This is a genomic window from Jatrophihabitans cynanchi (assembly GCF_027247405.1).
Classification (GTDB): domain Bacteria; phylum Actinomycetota; class Actinomycetes; order Mycobacteriales; family Jatrophihabitantaceae; genus Jatrophihabitans_B; species Jatrophihabitans_B cynanchi.
This window is the reverse complement of sequence record NZ_CP097463.1, coordinates 3,936,214-3,952,952: the sequence shown is the minus strand read 5'-3', so window position 1 is coordinate 3,952,952 and position 16,739 is coordinate 3,936,214. Positions and strand designations below refer to the sequence as shown.

15 protein-coding genes and 1 pseudogene are annotated in these 16,739 nt (G+C 70.3%); 11 read left to right on the top strand and 5 right to left on the bottom strand.

Translation table 11 applies throughout. The features are described from left to right. Positions 1-73: 73 nt before the first annotated feature. From M6B22_RS19240 to M6B22_RS22305, 3 genes and pseudogenes are all read left to right on the top strand, one after another. A complete protein-coding gene (locus tag M6B22_RS19240) occupies positions 74-3,907 on the top strand; it encodes a multifunctional oxoglutarate decarboxylase/oxoglutarate dehydrogenase thiamine pyrophosphate-binding subunit/dihydrolipoyllysine-residue succinyltransferase subunit (protein ID WP_269443182.1) in 3,834 nt (1,277 codons plus the stop codon). Positions 3,908-3,910: 3 nt separating this feature from the next. Then, positions 3,911-4,897, top strand: a complete 987-nt coding sequence (locus M6B22_RS19235; RefSeq protein ID WP_269443181.1) for a Gfo/Idh/MocA family protein — start codon at positions 3,911-3,913, stop codon at positions 4,895-4,897. 2 nt (positions 4,898-4,899) lie between these two features. Beyond that, positions 4,900-5,013: pseudogene (locus M6B22_RS22305) on the top strand (DUF6104 family protein); the annotation flags it as partial. Here the strand turns inward: M6B22_RS22305 and yczE are convergent. Continuing rightward, positions 4,958-5,671 carry a membrane protein YczE gene (gene yczE / locus M6B22_RS22300; protein WP_456237621.1) on the bottom strand — a complete coding sequence of 238 codons (714 nt, stop codon included), beginning with the start codon at positions 5,669-5,671 and terminating at the stop codon, positions 4,958-4,960. The pseudogene M6B22_RS22305 and the gene yczE overlap by 56 nt on opposite strands. 88 nt (positions 5,672-5,759) lie before the next feature. Between yczE and yczR the strand changes: the two genes are divergently transcribed. The 4 genes from yczR (at position 5,760) to M6B22_RS19210 (ending at position 11,075) form a co-directional block, all read left to right on the top strand. Next, complete coding sequence (gene yczR / locus M6B22_RS19225) at positions 5,760-7,199, top strand: MocR-like transcription factor YczR (RefSeq protein WP_269443179.1); 1,440 nt, start codon at positions 5,760-5,762, stop codon at positions 7,197-7,199. An 832-nt stretch (positions 7,200-8,031) separates the two neighbouring features. Next, on the top strand, positions 8,032-8,805 hold the full coding sequence (locus M6B22_RS19220; RefSeq protein WP_269443178.1) for a DUF222 domain-containing protein: 774 nt from the start codon (positions 8,032-8,034) through the stop codon (positions 8,803-8,805). 162 nt (positions 8,806-8,967) lie between these two features. Beyond that, entirely contained in the window at positions 8,968-10,329 is a 1,362-nt protein-coding gene (locus M6B22_RS19215; protein WP_407935646.1) for an IS256 family transposase, read from the top strand. A gap of 92 nt (positions 10,330-10,421) precedes the next feature. Then, the gene (locus tag M6B22_RS19210; RefSeq protein WP_331459747.1) at positions 10,422-11,075 is read left to right on the top strand and encodes an HNH endonuclease signature motif containing protein; all 654 of its coding nucleotides are present in this window, start codon (positions 10,422-10,424) and stop codon (positions 11,073-11,075) included. Between the two features lie 18 nt (positions 11,076-11,093). On the opposite strand, the gene M6B22_RS19205 is transcribed toward M6B22_RS19210, so the two are convergent. From M6B22_RS19205 to M6B22_RS19190, 4 genes are all read right to left on the bottom strand, one after another. Next, positions 11,094-11,450, bottom strand: a complete 357-nt coding sequence (locus tag M6B22_RS19205) for a nuclear transport factor 2 family protein (protein ID WP_269443177.1) — start codon at positions 11,448-11,450, stop codon at positions 11,094-11,096. A 4-nt stretch (positions 11,451-11,454) separates the two neighbouring features. Next, positions 11,455-12,618 carry an NAD(P)-dependent malic enzyme gene (locus tag M6B22_RS19200; protein ID WP_269443176.1) on the bottom strand — a complete coding sequence of 388 codons (1,164 nt, stop codon included), beginning with the start codon at positions 12,616-12,618 and terminating at the stop codon, positions 11,455-11,457. Between the two features lie 131 nt (positions 12,619-12,749). Then, positions 12,750-14,009: a WD40 repeat domain-containing protein gene (locus M6B22_RS19195; RefSeq protein WP_269443175.1), complete on the bottom strand. Its 1,260-nt coding sequence runs from the start codon at positions 14,007-14,009 to the stop codon at positions 12,750-12,752. 31 nt (positions 14,010-14,040) lie between these two features. Further along, on the bottom strand, positions 14,041-14,358 hold the full coding sequence (locus tag M6B22_RS19190; RefSeq protein ID WP_269443174.1) for a S24 family peptidase: 318 nt from the start codon (positions 14,356-14,358) through the stop codon (positions 14,041-14,043). Positions 14,359-14,447: 89 nt separating this feature from the next. Here M6B22_RS19190 and sodN point away from each other — a divergent pair, with 89 nt between their 5' ends. The 4 genes from sodN to M6B22_RS19170 all read left to right on the top strand — a co-directional run bounded on the left by sodN (position 14,448) and on the right by M6B22_RS19170 (position 16,724). After that, positions 14,448-14,843: a superoxide dismutase, Ni gene (gene sodN / locus M6B22_RS19185; RefSeq protein ID WP_269443173.1), complete on the top strand. Its 396-nt coding sequence runs from the start codon at positions 14,448-14,450 to the stop codon at positions 14,841-14,843. 68 nt (positions 14,844-14,911) lie between these two features. Then, positions 14,912-15,517 (top strand): histidine phosphatase family protein, encoded by a 606-nt coding sequence (locus M6B22_RS19180; RefSeq protein WP_407935741.1) that lies wholly within the window; start codon positions 14,912-14,914, stop codon positions 15,515-15,517. Then, positions 15,514-15,915 carry an ATP-binding protein gene (locus tag M6B22_RS19175; protein ID WP_269443171.1) on the top strand — a complete coding sequence of 134 codons (402 nt, stop codon included), beginning with the start codon at positions 15,514-15,516 and terminating at the stop codon, positions 15,913-15,915. The genes M6B22_RS19180 and M6B22_RS19175 overlap by 4 nt, the downstream gene beginning before the upstream one ends. Next, positions 15,912-16,724 carry a SigB/SigF/SigG family RNA polymerase sigma factor gene (locus tag M6B22_RS19170; protein WP_269443170.1) on the top strand — a complete coding sequence of 271 codons (813 nt, stop codon included), beginning with the start codon at positions 15,912-15,914 and terminating at the stop codon, positions 16,722-16,724. Before M6B22_RS19175 ends, M6B22_RS19170 begins: the two co-directional genes overlap by 4 nt. The last annotated feature ends 15 nt before the right edge of the window (positions 16,725-16,739 follow it).

The window sequence follows — 16,739 nt, the reverse complement described above, 5'->3', positions numbered from 1 at the left end:
GGCCCGCGTTGCATGCCCCGGACGGCCGCGACGCGTAGGCTCAACGTTTGGCAAGTTTGCCCCAGGCGGACGCATGACGACACGAGAATGGCCGGACACAGTGGCGACGACTGACCAGTCGACAGGCAGCGAAACCTCATCCTCGACAGCCGGAAGCTTCGGCGCCAACGAGTGGCTGGTCGAGGAGCTGTACGAGCGGTACCAGTCCGATCCGTCGAGTGTCGACGAGGCCTGGCACGACTTCTTCGCCGACTACCGCCCCGCCGGCGCCGCGGCGACCACCGCCGCCCAGGACACACGCAGCCGCACCCCCGTCGCACCGGCCACGGACTCGGGCACGGCGGTCGCCGGTCCCGGTACCGACCCGGCGACGAGCGCCACTGTGCCACCCACGCGGGCGAACGGCTCGGAGGCGGCCGCCGGCAAGCCCGCGGCGGCGCAATCCGAGGGGTCGGCGGCTCCAGCCCGATCCGCAGCCCGACCCGAGCCGGCCGCAGCCGAACCCGAGCCGGACGCCGCTTCCAAGCCGGCCGCAGCCCCCAAGCCGGACGCCAAGCCAGAGCCCGCCAAGCCGAGCTCCGCGCCGTCGCCGACGCCGCTACGCGGTGCCGCGGCCCGCGTCGTGGCCAACATGAACACGTCGTTGACGGTCCCGACCGCGACGAGCGTGCGTGCGGTGCCGGCCAAGCTTCTCGCCGACAACCGGGTGGTGATCAACAATCACCTGCGCCGGGCCCGCGGCGGCAAGGTGAGCTTCACGCACATGATCGGTTACGCCGTCGTGCGGGCCGTCCACGACTTCCCGGAGATGAACAACGCCTTCGCCGAGGTGGGGGGCAAGCCGGCGCTGCTGGTGCCCGAGCACGTCAACTTCGGGCTGGCGATCGACCTGCCCGGCAAGGACGGCTCGCGCTCGCTCGTCGTCGCGGCGATCCGGGCCGCCGAGACGATGGACTTCCACGCGTTCTGGAACGCCTACGAGGACATCATCCGGCGGGCCAGGGCGGGCAAGCTCACCGCCGACGACTTCGCCGGCACCACGATCAGCCTGACCAACCCGGGCACGATCGGCACCAACCACTCCGTCCCGCGACTGATGGCCGGCCAGGGCACGATCGTCGGTGTCGGCGCGATGGAGTACCCGGCCGAGTTCAGCGGGATGAGTGAGGAGACGCTGACCGAGCGGGCCATCAGCAAGACGATCACGCTCACGTCGACGTACGACCACCGCATCATCCAGGGAGCGCAGTCCGGCGAGTTCCTGCGCCGCATCCACGAGTTGCTGCTCTCCGACGCGTTCTACGACGAGATCTTCGCCGCGCTGAAGATCCCGTACGAGCCGGTGCGCTGGATGGTCGACCGCGAGACCAGGCACGAGGGGCAGATCGACAAGAACGCCCGGGTCATCGAGCTGATCAACTCCTACCGCAGCCGCGGCCACCTGATGGCCGACACCGACCCGCTGGAGTTCCGGATCCGCACCCACCCGGACCTGGACATCACCCAGCACGGGCTGACGCTGTGGGACCTGGACCGCGAGTTCCCCGTCGGTGGCTTCGCCGGCGAGCGGCTGATGAAGCTGCGCGACGTCCTGGGCGTGCTGCGCGACGCGTACTGCCGGCGTGTCGGCGTCGAGTACATGCACATCACCGACCCGGAGCAGCGGGCCTGGCTGCAGGCCCGCGTCGAGGTCAAGCACGATCAGCCCTCGCGCGAGCAGCAACTGCACATCCTGGGCAGGCTCAACGTCGCCGAGGCGTTCGAGACGTTCCTGCAGACCAAGTACGTCGGCCAGAAGCGGTTCAGCCTCGAGGGCGCCGAGACGGTCATCGCGCTGCTGGACGCGGTGCTCGCCGAGGCCGCCGACGAGGACCTGGACGAGGTCGTCATCGGCATGCCGCACCGGGGCCGGCTCAACGTCCTGGCCAACATCGTCGGCAAGCCGTACGCCAAGATCTTCAACGAGTTCGAGGGCAACATCGACCCGGGCACCGCGCAGGGCTCGGGCGACGTCAAGTACCACCTCGGTGCGGAGGGCACGTTCCACGCGCCCAGCGGCAAGCAGGTGGCGGTCGCGCTCACCGCGAACCCGTCGCACCTCGAAGCCGTCGACCCGGTGCTCGAGGGCATCGTCCGGGCCAAGCAGGACCTGCTCAACAAGGGCGAGGACGGCTACTCGGTGCTGCCGCTGATGATGCACGGCGACGCCGCGTTCGCCGGGCAGGGCGTGGTGGCCGAGACCCTGAACCTGTCCCAACTGCGCGGCTACCGCACCGGCGGCACGGTGCACGTCGTCGTGAACAACCAGGTCGGCTTCACCACCTCGCCGTCCGCTTCGCGTTCCTCGCTCTACTGCACCGACATCGCGCGGATGATCGCCGCGCCGATCTTCCACGTGAACGGCGACGATCCGGAGGCGTGCGTGCGGGTCGCGAAGCTCGCCGTCGAGTACCGTCGCGAGTTCCGCAAGGACGTCGTCATCGACATGGTCTGCTACCGGCGCCGCGGCCACAACGAGGCGGACAACCCGTCGTTCACCCAGCCGCTGATGTACGACATCATCGACGGCAAGCGCAGCGTGCGAAAGCTTTACACCGAGGCGCTGGTGGGCCGCGGCGACATCACCCTGGAGGACGCCGAGGCAGCGCTGAAGGACTTCCAGGCGCAGCTGGAGAAGGTGTTCGTCGAGACGCGCAACTCCTCCGGCAAGGCCGCACCCGAACGGCAGATCGAGAACGTCTCACCGTCGCAGCGGGTGATCACCGCGGTCGGGCTCGAGGTGATCAAGCGGATCGCCGACTCCTACGCCAACCTGCCGGACGGCTTCACCATCCACCCGCGGCTCAAGGCGCAGATCGACCGGCGCGTGGCGATGGCCAGCAACGGCGGCGTCGACTGGGCCACGGCGGAACTGTTCGCGCTCGGCGCGCTGGTCATGGAGGGGCGCGCGGTCCGGCTGGCCGGACAGGACTCGCGCCGCGGCACCTTCACCCAGCGGCACGTCACGCTGATCGACCGCAACGACGGCGAGGAGTACACGCCGTTGCGCAACCTGTCGCCGGACCAGGCGCCGTTCTGGGCCTACGACTCGCTGCTGTCCGAGTACGCGGCGATGGGCTTCGAATACGGCTACTCGGTGGTGCGCGACGACGCGCTGGTGTGCTGGGAGGCCCAGTTCGGCGACTTCGCCAACGGCGCGCAGACGATCATCGACGAGTTCATCTCCTCCGGCGAGGCCAAGTGGGGCCAGCGCTCCGCCGTCACCCTGTTGCTGCCGCACGGTCAGGAGGGCCAGGGCCCGGACCACTCGTCCGGACGTCCGGAGCGCTTCCTGCAGCTCGCCGCCGAGAACAACATGACGGTGGCGTTGTGCTCGTCGCCCGCCAACTACTTCCACCTGCTGCGCCGCCAGGGCCTGTCCCCGGTGCGGCGGCCGCTGATCGCGTTCACGCCGAAGTCGCTGCTGCGGCTCAAGGCGGCGGTCAGCTCGCTGGAGGAGTTCACCGACGGCTCGTTCCAGCCCGTTCTCGGCGACAGCTCGGCCGACCCGGCCCAGGTGCGCCGCGTGCTGCTGTGCGCGGGCAAGGTCTACTACGACCTGGCCCACGCGCGCGCGGAGCAGGACCGCACCGACGTCGCCATCGTCCGCGTCGAGCAGCTGTACCCGCTGCCCGCGGAGGAGCTGCGCGGCGAGCTGGCGAAGTACCCGAACGCCGAACTCGTCTGGGTGCAGGAAGAGCCGGCCAACCAGGGCGCCTGGCCGTTCATCGCGCTGAACCTGCCCGAGCACCTCGACGGCCGGCCGTTGCTGCGCGCCTCGCGGCGCGCGTCGGCCTCGCCCGCGGTCGGCTCGCTCACCGTGCACGAGGGGCAGCAGCACGAGGTCGTCGCGACCGCGTTCGCGTAAGCGATGGCACCGATCCGCTGGGGCATCCTCGGCGCCGGCGGCATTGCGGCGAAGTTCGGCAGCGACCTGCTCGCCGCGCCGGGCAGCGCCATCGCCGCGGTGGCGGCGCGCGACGGCGGCCGGGCAGCGGCGTTCGCCGGCCGGCTCGGTGTCCCCCGCTCGTACGGCTCGTACCGAGAGCTGGTCGAGGACGAGGACGTCGACGTCGTCTACATCGCGACCACGCATGCGCAGCACCACGAGCAGGCGCTGCTGGCGCTGCGCGCGGGCAAGCCGGTGCTCGTCGAGAAGGCGTTCACGCTCAACGCCCGGCAGGCACGCGAGGTCGTGGCCGAGGCTCGCGAACGCGGCTTGTTCTGCATGGAGGCGATGTGGATGCGGGTGCATCCGCTGATCCGGCAGGTAACCGAGCTGGTTCGCGCCGGCGAGCTGGGTGAGGTCGTCGGGCTGCGGGCGGACCTGTCCAAGACGTTCGACCCGGACCGCGACGTGCGGCTGTTCGACCCCGCGGCCGGCGGCGGCGCGCTGCTCGACCTCGGCGTCTACCCGGTGACCCTGGCCTGGCTGCTGCTCGGCCGCCCGGCCGGCGTGTACGTCGCCGGGTCGCGCGGCCGGACCGGCGTCGACCTGACCGCGGCGCTGCAACTGGGCTACGACGACGGACGGGTCGCGCAGGTGTACTGCAGCGCGATCAGCGAGAGCCCCTACGCCGCGCTGCTGACCGGGACGTCGGGCTGGGTGCGCTTCGAAGGACGCATGCACCACCCGACCGCGCTGACCGTGCACACGGCCGCCGGCGAGCGGATGATCACCGGCGCGCCGGTGCAGGGCAACGGGTTCAACTGGGAGATCGCCGAGGTCGAGTCGTGCCTGCACGCCGGCGCCACCGAGAGCCTGCTCGCCCCGCTCGAGGACACGATCGGCGTGCTGGAGATACTCGACGACGCACGCCGCCGACTCGGCGTGCGTTATGACGCTGACGAGGATTAGGCATGTACTTCACCGACCGCGGCATCGAGGAGCTGACCGAGCGCAGGGGCGCGGAGCGGGTCAGCCTGGAATGGCTGGGTGAGCGGCTGCAGACGTTCGTGGATCTGCACCCGGAGTTCGAGGTGGCCGTCGACCGGTTCGCCACCTGGCTGGCCCGTTCGGACGACGATCTCGACTGATCTTCGTGTCGAAGATCCGCATGAACAGCTGAGCCAGCGGGCCGATGCTGGCGGCGAACAGCACGGTGCCGATGCCGACCGTGCCGCCGAGCAGCCAGCCGACCGCGAGCACGGTCACTTCCAGGCAGGTCCGGGTCAGCCGGATCGAGCGGCCGGTGCGGCGTGCCAGCCCGGTCATCAGGCCGTCGCGCGGACCCGGCCCGAAGTGGGCGCCGATGTACATGCCGGTCGCGACGCCGCACAGCACGATGCCGATAACCATGTCGGCGATGCGCCAGACCATTGCGTGCACGTGCGGCAGCCAGGCGAGCGAGGCGTTCATCGAGACGCCGATCAGGACCACGTTGCTCAGCGTGCCCAGGCCGGGCAACTGCCGCAGCGGGATCCACAGCAGCAGCACGGCCGCTCCGACCAGGATCAAGGTGGTACCGATGGCCAGCCCGATGTGCTTGGACAGGCCCTGGTGGAAGACGTCCCACGGGTCCAGGCCGAGCCCGGAGCGTACCTGCAGCGCGCCGGCCAGACCGTAGATCAGCAGGCCAATATAGAGCTGCACCAGCCGCCGCAGCAGTCCATCTCGGGTCACGTCCGCCAGTCTGCCGGTCCGGTCTATCGAATTCCACCGTCCAATTGCGAGGCAGTGGCCAGGCTGCGACCAGACCATTGTGTGGCACGATGGCTGCATGGCTCCCGTATCGCGCCTCGGCGGCCGCGCCCTGGCCGCCCTGCTGCCGGACCTGCGCGCCCTGCCCGGACCGGTGTACTCGGCACTCAGCGACGCGGTGACCGCGCTCGTGCTGGACGGGCGAGTGGTCACCGAGACCAGGCTGCCGTCCGAGCGTGAGCTCGCCGTCGCACTTCAGGTGAGCCGGGCGACGGTGACCGCGGCCTACGACGCGCTGCGCTCGCGCGGGTACCTCGCCAGTCGCACCGGGTCGGGTAGCTACGTGACCCTGCCGGCCGGCTCGCACCCGCGCCCGTCGCTGGCCCGTTGGGTCAGTTCGGACGCCGCCGACGACATGATCGACCTGTCCTGCGCTGCGCTGCCGGCGCCGCCGGGCGTGCTCGCGCCGGCCATTGCCGCAGCGGCCGACGCGCTCGGCCCGTACACCCGCGCCGACGGGTACGACCCGGCCGGGCTGGCGGTGCTACGTGTGGCGGTCGCGGACCGGTTCACCGGCCGCGGCGTCCCGACGTCCGCGGACCAGGTGCTGATCACCAGTGGCGCGCTGCACAGTCTCGACCTGCTGCTACGCCTTATCGCCGGCCCCGGTGACCGGGTGCTCACCGACCTGCCCGCCTACCCGGGCGCACTGGATGCGATCCGGGCGAACGGCGCGCGGGTGGTGCCGGTTCCGCTCGCCGGCGGCGCGGGCTGGCAGATCGACCAGGTGACCGCGACGCTGCGCCAGACCGCACCCCGACTCGCCTACCTGATCCCCGACTTCCACAACCCGACCGGCGCGCTCATGGACGCCGACGCGCGCCGAGCTGTGTTGCGCACCGCGCGCCAGACCGGCACGACGGTCGTCATCGACGAGTCCTTCGTCGGGCTCGGGTTCGAGCCGGACGAGCGGCCCTGCGCGGCGATAGACCCGTCCGTCATCTGCATCGGCTCGCTGTCCAAGCCGGTGTGGGGTGGGCTGCGAATCGGCTGGATCCGCGCCTCAGCCGAGGTGATCTCGCGGCTGGCCGCGTTGCGCGCGTCGATCGACCTCGGCGGCGCGGTGCTCGACCAGCTCGTCGCCGCGGAACTGTTCGGCCGCCTGGACGAGATCTTCGCGACGCGGTTGGCCGAGCTGCGGCCACAGCGCGACGCGCTCGTCGCCGCGCTCGCGCGTGAGCTGCCGCAGTGGCGCACCAACGTGCCGCGGGGTGGGCTGTCGCTGTGGCTCGAGCTGGACGCGCCGCTGTCGACACCGCTGACGCTGATGGCGCTGCCGGCGGGGGTCGCCATCGTCCCCGGCTCACGCTTCGGCGTCGACGGGACGCTCGAGCGGTTCCTGCGGCTGCCCTACTCGCTGCCGGTCGAGCGGCTGAACGAGGCCGTGCGCCGGCTCGCCGGCGTGTGGGCGCAACTGGATCGCTCCGGCGCACCGCACCGCCAGCTCGTCGTGGCATAGCTCCCGGCGCCCGGCCCGCCGGTGGGCGGAAGTGCCGCATGACCGGCGACCGGCATGCAGCGCCGCGGTGTGCCACCGATCAGGGTGCAGGGCTCTCGTAGCAGGTCCAGCCGCCGTGTCTGTCGGCCGGCGGCGCCGTGCACTGCGACGAGCCGGAAGACGGACCGTCGAGGAAATCGGTGTAGCGGTTCGTCTGACGCGCCCCAGCTGAGGCATCGCGACTCATAATCAGCACGACGAGTGTCACGCACGCCACGGCCGCGAGTACGACAGCCGCCGTCCAGCCGCGCATCCATGCCCGCCATCGCAGTTGCACACCGCCATTGAAGACCTGGAGCGCCTCGTGCGCCAGCGCCTGAGACGGTTCATGACCCGTTTCGAGCTGCGGCAGTCGCGGGCCGCTGCTGGTTCTGTTGCCTCGTTGTTGAGCACGGCCGGCTCGCAGGTCGGATGGGTTGCCGCTGCCGGGTCGCCGACCGCTCGTGGGTGCGCTCCGTGAAAGACGCGGCGACGAGGAGTTGGCGCCCGGAAGAGTTGCGTTGCTGGGTCGCCTCTCGCTCGGGTTGCAGTAGGTCGAAGTGCGCACCGGCGAACGGGACCGGCTCTCGGTCGGTTGCCGCTGCCGGGTCGCCGACCGCTCCTGGTTGCTCTCCGTCGAAGTGCGCACCGACGAGGGGCTCTGTGCGGCTTGGCTTGCGCTGCCGGGTCGCCTTTGGCTGGTGGTTTGCATCCGCTCCGGACGTTCTCCTTCTGTCGGGATCAGTCGATAAAATAAGGCGAAAGTCGGTCCCAAAGGATTGACATGTCAGATCTGTGCTGTAGAATCAGACGCATGGGCGAATCCGATCAGATCCAGATCGACGGGACCACCGTCGACCTGGTCGACCCCGCCCAGTGCACCCCACTACCGACCGCGTCGGACGTGCTGCACCGACCCGACCAGGTCGCCTGCGCGGCGACCGTGCTGACACCCTCGGGTGCGGTGTTCACCGCGATCGAGTCGCTGCTGCCGGGCCGACTGTCGGACACCGGCCTGATCGACGCCCTGCAGGCCTGTGACCGGCTGCGCGCCCTGGTGGATGCCAAGCAAACCGAGCTGCTGGCCGAGCTCGCCCGCCGTGACCCGGACGGTGCGGCGTTCCTGCGCGACGAGGCGGCGCTGGCGTTGCATCTGGCGCCGGCCACCAGCCAGGACCGCCTCGACTGCGCGGCCGAGTTGACGTCGCGCCTGTGGGACACGTTCGACCTGCTGCGTGCCGGGCACCTGTCCGCGGTGCACGCCCGCATCCTGGCCACCGCCACCATCGAGCTGCCCGATCCGGTGGTCGCGAAAGTCCAGGCACAAGTCCTGAAGCGGGCGCCGGGTCAGACACCCGGTGAGTTCCGCGCCGCCGTCCGCCGCGCCATCGCCAGGCACGACGCGAAGACCCAGAGCGAGAAACACCGCCAGGCGGCCGCGCAACGCCACGTGCGCAAACAGCAGGTGGAGGACGGGATGGGGTGGTTGACCCTGTTCGCGCCGGCCGACGGCATCGAAACCGTCTGGACCGCCGTCACCGCTTGGGGCTCGAGAACCAGCCGGGGGCGTGTCAGATGGTCTGTGTGAGGGGTTGAGCTAACCCCGTGCGGGAGGCTCCTGCGGGAGCTGTCGCACAGATCGGAGAACACGATCATGACGATCACGATGATGCCGGGCGGCCGGGCCGCTGCGGTGAACGAGGTGCCGTCGGCGGTGGCCGATCAGCTGGTGTCGGCGACACTGGAGGACATGGCCAAGCGCAGCCGCAAGGACGAGCCGGTGCCACCGGCGCGGGTGGCGGCGCGCAAGCTGGTGGCCGAGATGGCCGGGCAGGGCTGGCTGGACGATCTGATGTCGAAGGTCGGTGACGACGGTGTCGCGTTGACCGGCGACGGCGGGTTCCTGCCGGAGATGATCAAGGCGGTGCTCGAGCGTGGACTCGAGGCCGAGCTCACCGATCACTTGGGCTACGAGCGTGGTGACCCGGCCGGGGCCGGGTCTGGCAACTCCCGTAACGGGTCGACGCCGAAGACGTTGTTGACCGAGGTCGGGCCGGTCGATCTGGACACGCCGCGGGATCGGGTCGGCAGCTTCACGCCCCGGCTGGTACCGAAGGGGACCCGCCGCCTCGGCGGCCTGTCGGACATGATCATCAGCCTCTATGCCGGTGGGATGACGGTGCGCGACATCGGCCACCACCTGCAGCGGGTCTATGGCACCGAGCTGTCCCATGACACGATCTCCAAGATCACCGACGAGGTCCTCGAAGAGGTCAAGGCCTGGCAGACCCGTCCCCTGGACGCGGTCTATCCGGTGATCTTCATCGACGCCCTGGTGGTGAAGGTCCGCGACCAGAACGTAGTGCGCAACAAGGCCTGTCACGTGGTGATCGGCGTCGATACCGACGGCGTGAAGCACGTGCTGGGCTTGTGGGTTCAGCAGCAAGAAGGCGCTCGGTTCTGGAACCAGGTGCTCGGCGAGCTGCGCAACCGCGGAGTGCGCGACGTGCTGATCGCCTGCTGCGACGGCCTGGTCGGGCTGCCAGAGGCGGTCGAGTCGACCTGGCCGCAGACAGTGGTGCAGACCTGCGTGGTCCACCTGATTCGCGCCTCGCTGCGTTACGTGTCCTACAACGACCGCAAGGCCGTCGCTGCGGCGCTCAAGCCGATCTACACCGCGGTCAACGCCGACGCCGCCTTCGACGAGCTCACCACGTTCGCCGACTCCGAACTCGGCAAGAAGTACGGCGCCACCGTCGCAGCGTGGGAACGAGCCTGGGACCGGTTCGTGCCGTTCCTGGCCTTCCCACTGGAGGTTCGCAAGGTCATCTACACCACCAACTCGATCGAGTCGTTGAACTACCAGCTCCGCAAGATCATCAAGAACCGTGGCCAGTTCCCCAATGACGACGCCATCATCAAGCTCATCTGGCTGGCCATCCTCGACATCGAAGACAAGCGCGCCGCTCTGCGAGAGAAGGACAAAGGCAAGCCGGCGAACAAGCGCACCGCCCCGCCCCGCCTGATCGAAGGCGCCACCACCACCGGCTGGCGCGCCGCCATCAACGCCCTCGACCTGGCCTACCCCGGCCGGCTCCCCGCCGGCCTCTAACCCAACGATCTTGACCACTTACACAGAAGACTTGACAGGCTCCCAGCCGGGAAGACCAGCGCACCGCCGACCAACGCCGCGCCGACGCACTGGTGGAGATCTGCGCGGCAGCCCTGGCCATGCCCGGACTACCCGCCCAGCACGGACTCAGGCCGACGGTGAACGTCACCCTCGCCGCCAGCACCCTCACCGGTGCCGACAACCAACCCGGCTACCTGAACGGCGAACCCGTCCCCGCCGACATCGCCCGACGCGTCGCCACCCAACCCGGCGCCAAGCGCTTCTACTGGCCCGTCGACAGCACCGGGCGGCTCCTCGACCAAGCCTGCCCGCACGCGCCCGCAGCATCCACAGTGCCCACCGGGCCGGTGATCGACAGCAGCCTGACCACCGACCAGTACCAGCCCACCGTGACGATCGCCCGACACGTCATCACCCGCGACCAACACTGCATCATGCCCGGCTGCCGACGCCGCGCCCACACCTGCGAACTCGATCACCGGCTCCCATGGCCCGACGGTGCGACCAGCGCCGTCAACCTCGAACCGTTATGCAAACGGCACCATGACCTGAAGCATCACGCCGGCTGGACCCTCACCCGAACCCCCGACGGCAGCTACCACTGGACCAGCGCCACCAGACACCACTACCAGTACCGGCCACCCGAACTACCCGTCCCCGAACCACCACCGGCAGAGACAACCAATACCGGACCCGACCCGAACGACGAAGCGCCACCGTTCTGACGATCGGCCGCACTGAGATCAGAGGTCGGCGCTGCCTTCGCGGTACACCTTGGCGCGGGTGATCAGGCCACCGTCCAGCTGGAAGAAGACGGCGATGTCGAACTCGCGCACCTCGCCGTCGACAGTCAATCGCTCGTGCAACTGCGCGGCAGCGTCCCGATCCGCGCACACCAGCCCGAGCACGTCCAGGTGCGGCGCGAGCTCCCACAGCCCGGCATCGAACAACGACGACAGCTCGCCGCGTCCGGCGAAGTGATCCTGCCCGGTCACCCACACCGCATCGGGGGTGAAGCCCTGCAGAAGCCGGCCGGTGTCCCACGAATTGAACGCGGCGACATGCTCCAGCACCGCGGCACGCACGTCGTCCGTTCCCATCGGCTCAGACCCGAGCTACGCCGTCGGTACGCGCCTGTGCGGCCACGGCGGCAGCGACGGCGGGCGCGACGCGCGAGTCGAACGGCGTCGGCACGATGTAGTCGGGCGTGAGCGCGTCGCCGACGACATCTCCCAGCGCAGCGGCCGCGGCAAGCTTCATATTCTCGGTTATCGCCGTCGCGCCCGCATCGAACGCACCGGCAAAAACCCCCGGGAACGCCAGCACATTGTTGATCTGATTCGGGTAGTCGCTGCGACCGGTCGCCACGACGTCGGCATACCGGTGCGCGACATCCGGGTCGACCTCCGGATTCGGATTGGCCAACGCGAAGATCACCGAGTGCGGTGCCATCGTCGCGACCGCCTCCTCGTCCACGGCGCCGGCGCTGAGCCCGAGGAACACATCCGCACCGGCGAGAGCGTCGGTCAGCGAACCGGAAACACCCGCACGGTTCGTCAGCCGCACCAGCTCCTCCTTGACCGCGGTGAGGCCGTGCCGCCCGGTGTGCAGGATGCCGCGCGAGTCCGCTACCGCGATGTCACCGATCCCCGCTGCGAGCAGGATCTTCGTGCAGGCGACGCCCGCCGCGCCCGCCCCGGACACCACCACCCGCAACTCCCCCAGCGAACGCCCTGTGATCCTGGCCGCGTTGCGGAGCGCAGCGAGCACGACGATCGCGGTGCCGTGTTGATCGTCATGGAACACCGGGATGTCCAGCCGCTCGCGCAACCGTGCCTCGATCTCGAAACACCGCGGCGCCGAGATGTCCTCCAGGTTGATGCCACCGAACGACGGCGCGATCCGCGCCACGGTGTCGACGATCTCGTCCGGGTCGGTCGTGTTCAGCACTATCGGCACCGCGTTCAGCCCGGCGAACTCGCTGAACAGCGCTACCTTGCCCTCCATCACCGGAAGCGCGGCCGCCGCGCCGATGTTGCCCAACCCGAGCACGGCCGTCCCGTCGCTGACGACAGCGACCAACCGCGAACGCCACGTGTACTCGCGCGCCAGCGACACGTCCTCAGCAATCGCCGTGCACACCTCGGCCACGCCGGGCGTGTACGCGAGTGACAGCGACTCGCGATCGGTGAGCGGCAACGTGCTGCGCACCGAGAGCTTGCCGCCCTCGTGCACGCGAAAGACCTCGCTCTGCGGATCGAACCCCACTGCCGTGCGCCCCGTTCGCTGCTCGAATAAGCCGAATCCCACCCAGGTTACGGCGCAGGTTGCATGGACCTCCCGGGGTTCGCCCGGCCCCGTAAGTCTGGCACGAGAGCGCGAAAATGCGTATGGCCGCGTTATGTGACGGACGCAATGGACGGCGCGAGGGCCACCGGCCCGCGCACCCGCGTCGGCGATTCCAGCGGCGCCGCCAGGCCAGGGCGCCACAGCAGCACCCGCACCGCCGATCCCTCGTCCAGCGCGACCACCAGCCAGCGGCTGTCCGGCGAGAAGGCCATGCCGGGGAAGGACTTCGTCCACAACACCAACCCCGGGACCGGGTGTACGGCACCGGAGCGCAGATCCAGCAGCACCATCTCGTTCGGGTTGCCCGGGTGCTCGGTCTCGAACGGCGCCGGCTCGCTGCGCTCACGGATCAGCGCCGCGAACCGCCGGTCCGGGCTGATCGCGGCCGACCACAACTGCAACCCGCCCGGCACCGTGAACGGCAGCAATGTGCGGGCCCGCGTCGCCAGGTCGTAGCTCACCACCGGGCACCGTCCGCAGTTGGCGCCCGCCCAGATCACCAGGCCGGCGCCGGTCGCGACGCTGGACGCCCGTCCGAGCGTGCGCGTCGTCCGGCCGGTGGACGGATCGAACAGCTGCACGACCTGGGTCGACCCGCCGGCGGTGGCGATGTCCGGCGTCTCACCCACGATCAGGTCACCGTACGCAGCGACCGGTGCGAAGCTGTGCGGCAGCCGCACGGTACGGCCGCCGTCCAGTGGGTCGAGGACGGCGGTCGAGCCGTCCCCCGGCCACGCCACCGCCCAGACGTGCGCGCCCCCACCGAGCAGGCCGCCGTACCGGCCGTGAGCCACCGTGCGCGCCACGCCGGAGCTGTCGAGGCGCACCACCGTCGCCGGGTCGCCGAAGCCGGCGCCGCACGTGACGAGCAGCGCGTACGTGTGGCCCGCGGCCGTCGCGACGGCCGTCGCGTAGCTTCCGGCAGGCAGGCCGCGCGGCTGACGGACCGTGCCGGCGTCGACGTCGACCGAGCTGAGCCGGTCACCCACCACGAGCCGCAGCCCCGTTCGTTCCCGTAGCGGGGCTGCCGTCACCAGGGGCAGGAACGCCGTGTTCCCGCACGCTCCGTCCGCCTGCGGCCACGGTGGAAGCGTGGCGGGCGGGCCGGTCGGCACCGCCTCGGACGGCACGGCCTCGGACGGCGATGCCGAACTGGCTGACGGCGCAGCCTCCGGCGCACGGTGCTGGTCGCCGCGCGTCAGGAAGTACCCGGCCACCACTCCCGCGACGGCCAGTGCTGCGAGCACACGAACCAGAGCCGGCCGCCGGCTACGCGGCGGGCCGACCTGTAGGACATCCTCGTCCTCCATCGGTTCATCAAAGCACCGGCGAGCGCCACAGTCAGCGCACCCGGACCGGCCACTTCCCCGGCACCACGCGCAACACCACCCGAGCGAGCACGTCGGCCACGCCGTGGACCGCGCTGTCGCCACCGGCCGCCGCATTGTCCGAGGCGAGCCACCAGCCACCGTCGACCTCGCGCACCGCGCGCTTGAGCACGAACCGCTCGGGCATCGAGCGGAACCGGGCCAGCACGACGTCACCGGCTCGCACCACGCCGCCGTGCCGCACCAGCACGACGTCGCCGTCGTGCAAGGTCGGCACCATCGACGGGCCGCTCACCCGCACGCGCTGCCACGGGATCACGGCGCCTCGCATGCTGCCAATGCTGCCTCCTTCGGCCCGATCGCCCGGTAGTAGGGTCGGTCTCGAGCACCCCGATTGCGAGAAATCAGGAGGTCCACCAAATGCAACTGTTCCGCCGGACGATCACCGCGTACGCCCACTGCGACTTGCCCTGCGGCGTGTACGACCCCGCGCAGGCGCGGATCGAGGCCGAGTCGGTCAAGGCGATCATGGAGAAGTACCAGGGCAACGAGGACCCGGTGTTCCGGACCCGCGCACTGATCATCAAGGAGCAGCGCGCCGAACTGGTCAAGCACCACCTGTGGGTGCTGTGGACCGACTACTTCAAGCCGCCGCACTTCGAGAAGTACCCGCAGCTGCACGACCTGTTCAACCGCGCCACCAAGGCCGCCGGCGCCGCGGGCGGCAAGGGCGCCGTCGATCCGGCGGAGGGCCAGAAGTTGCTGGACCTGATCGCCGAGATCGACAAGATCTTCTGGGAGACCAAGGCCGCCTGAGCGCGGTGCACGCTCCTCCGGCGGAGGCCGGTCCCGAAGCGGGACCGGCCTCCGCCGCACCTGCCGAACTGCCCGACGACGTCCAGCTGTGGCTCGTCCGCCACGGCGAGACCGAGTGGAGTCGCTCCGGCCGGCACACCGGCCGCACCGATCTGCCGCTCACCGCGGCCGGCGAGGACGAGGCGCGCGGTCTGCGCGCAGTACTCGCCGACGTCCGTCCTGCGCTCGTCCTGTGCAGCCCGTTGCTCCGTGCCCGGGATACCGCCCGCCTGGCCGGGTACCAGGACATTGTGATCGACGACGACCTGGCCGAATGGGACTACGGCGACTACGAGGGCCGGACCTCGGCCGAGATCCGCGCGGACCGGCCGGGCTGGACGCTGTGGACCGACGGCGTCCCGAACGGCGAGCGCATCGAGCTGGTCAGCGCCCGTGCCGATCGCGTGATCGCCCGCGCCCGTGCCTCACTCGCCGACGGTCCGGTCGTGCTGGTCGCCCACGGGCACATCAGCCGGGTGATCGGCGCCCGGTGGATCGCACTTGCGCCCCAGGCAGGGGCCAACCTCGCCCTCGGCACCGCAGCGCCGTCGGTACTCGGCTTCCAGTACGACGCCCCCGTCATCGTCCACTGGAACCTGCCCAACCCAGCGACGGCCGAAGGGAATCACCAGTGAACCCCGACTCTCCCCGCCGCGACGGCGAGCTCGTCGAGATCCGGGTGCCGGCGAGCGGCGCCTACGTAGCGACGCTGCGCCTGGCCGCCGCGAGCCTCGCCGCACGCTGCGACCTGACCGTCGACGACATCGAGGACCTGCGCCTGGCCGTCGACGAGGCGTGCTCGCTGCTGCTGCAGTTGGCGCCGCCCGACGACACGCTGCAGGCACTGTTCGTGGTCGCACCCGGTGAGCTGCAGGTGGACGCCAGCGTCGTCGCCGCGAACGGAGCCGACATCGATCGCGGCGGCTTCGCCTGGACGGTCCTCGGCGCCCTGGCGAGCAGCGTGGACGTCGGCCACCTCGACGGGCGCCTGATCATCACGGTCACGAAGAGGCGCGAGGCAGCCCGGCCGTGAGCCCGACGCCTCCGGACAGCACCACCGGGGCCGGCGACACGGACGACGACGGCCCAGACGCGCTGACCCTGTTGGGCGAGCTGGCTCAGCTGCCCGAGGACAGCCCGCGGCGCGCCGAGCTGCGCGAGCAGCTGGTGCATCAGCACATGCCGCTCGTCGTGTACCTCGCCAAACGCTTCGCCGGACGCAGCGAGCCGCTCAACGACCTGATCCAGGTGGGATCCATCGGCCTGCTCAAAGCGATCGACCGCTTCGACCCGGAGCGGAAGCTGGAGTTCTCCACCTACGCCACGCCCACCATCCTCGGCGAGATCAAGCGGCATTTCCGCGACACCGGCTGGCTGATCCACGTCCCGCGCCGCGCCCAGGAGATGCAGACGAGCCTGAACACCGCTCGTGCCGATCTGAGCCAGGAGCTCGGGCGACCGCCCACCGTCGCCGAGATCGCGCAGCGCCTCGACGCCGACGAGGACGCCGTCGTCGAGGCTCTGGATGCGGCACGCGCGTACTCGGGCGTCCCGCTGGAGATCCTCACGCCACCGGGTGAGAGCGCACCGGATCATCCGGCGCTCGGGGTGGTCGACGAGGGATTCGAGCAGGCCGAGCAGCGCGCGCTGTTGCGCGACGTGATCGCCGAACTGCCCGAGACCGAGCGTGAGGTGCTCTTGCTGCGCTTCGTCGCCAACAAGACGCAGACCGAGATCGCCGGGCTGATCGGCGTTTCGCAGATGCAGGTGTCGCGGCTGGTGGCACGCGGTCTGAAGCGGATGCGCAGCCGGCTGGACGAACAGGACGCGCCGCCCGGCTGATCAGGGTTCCGGCTG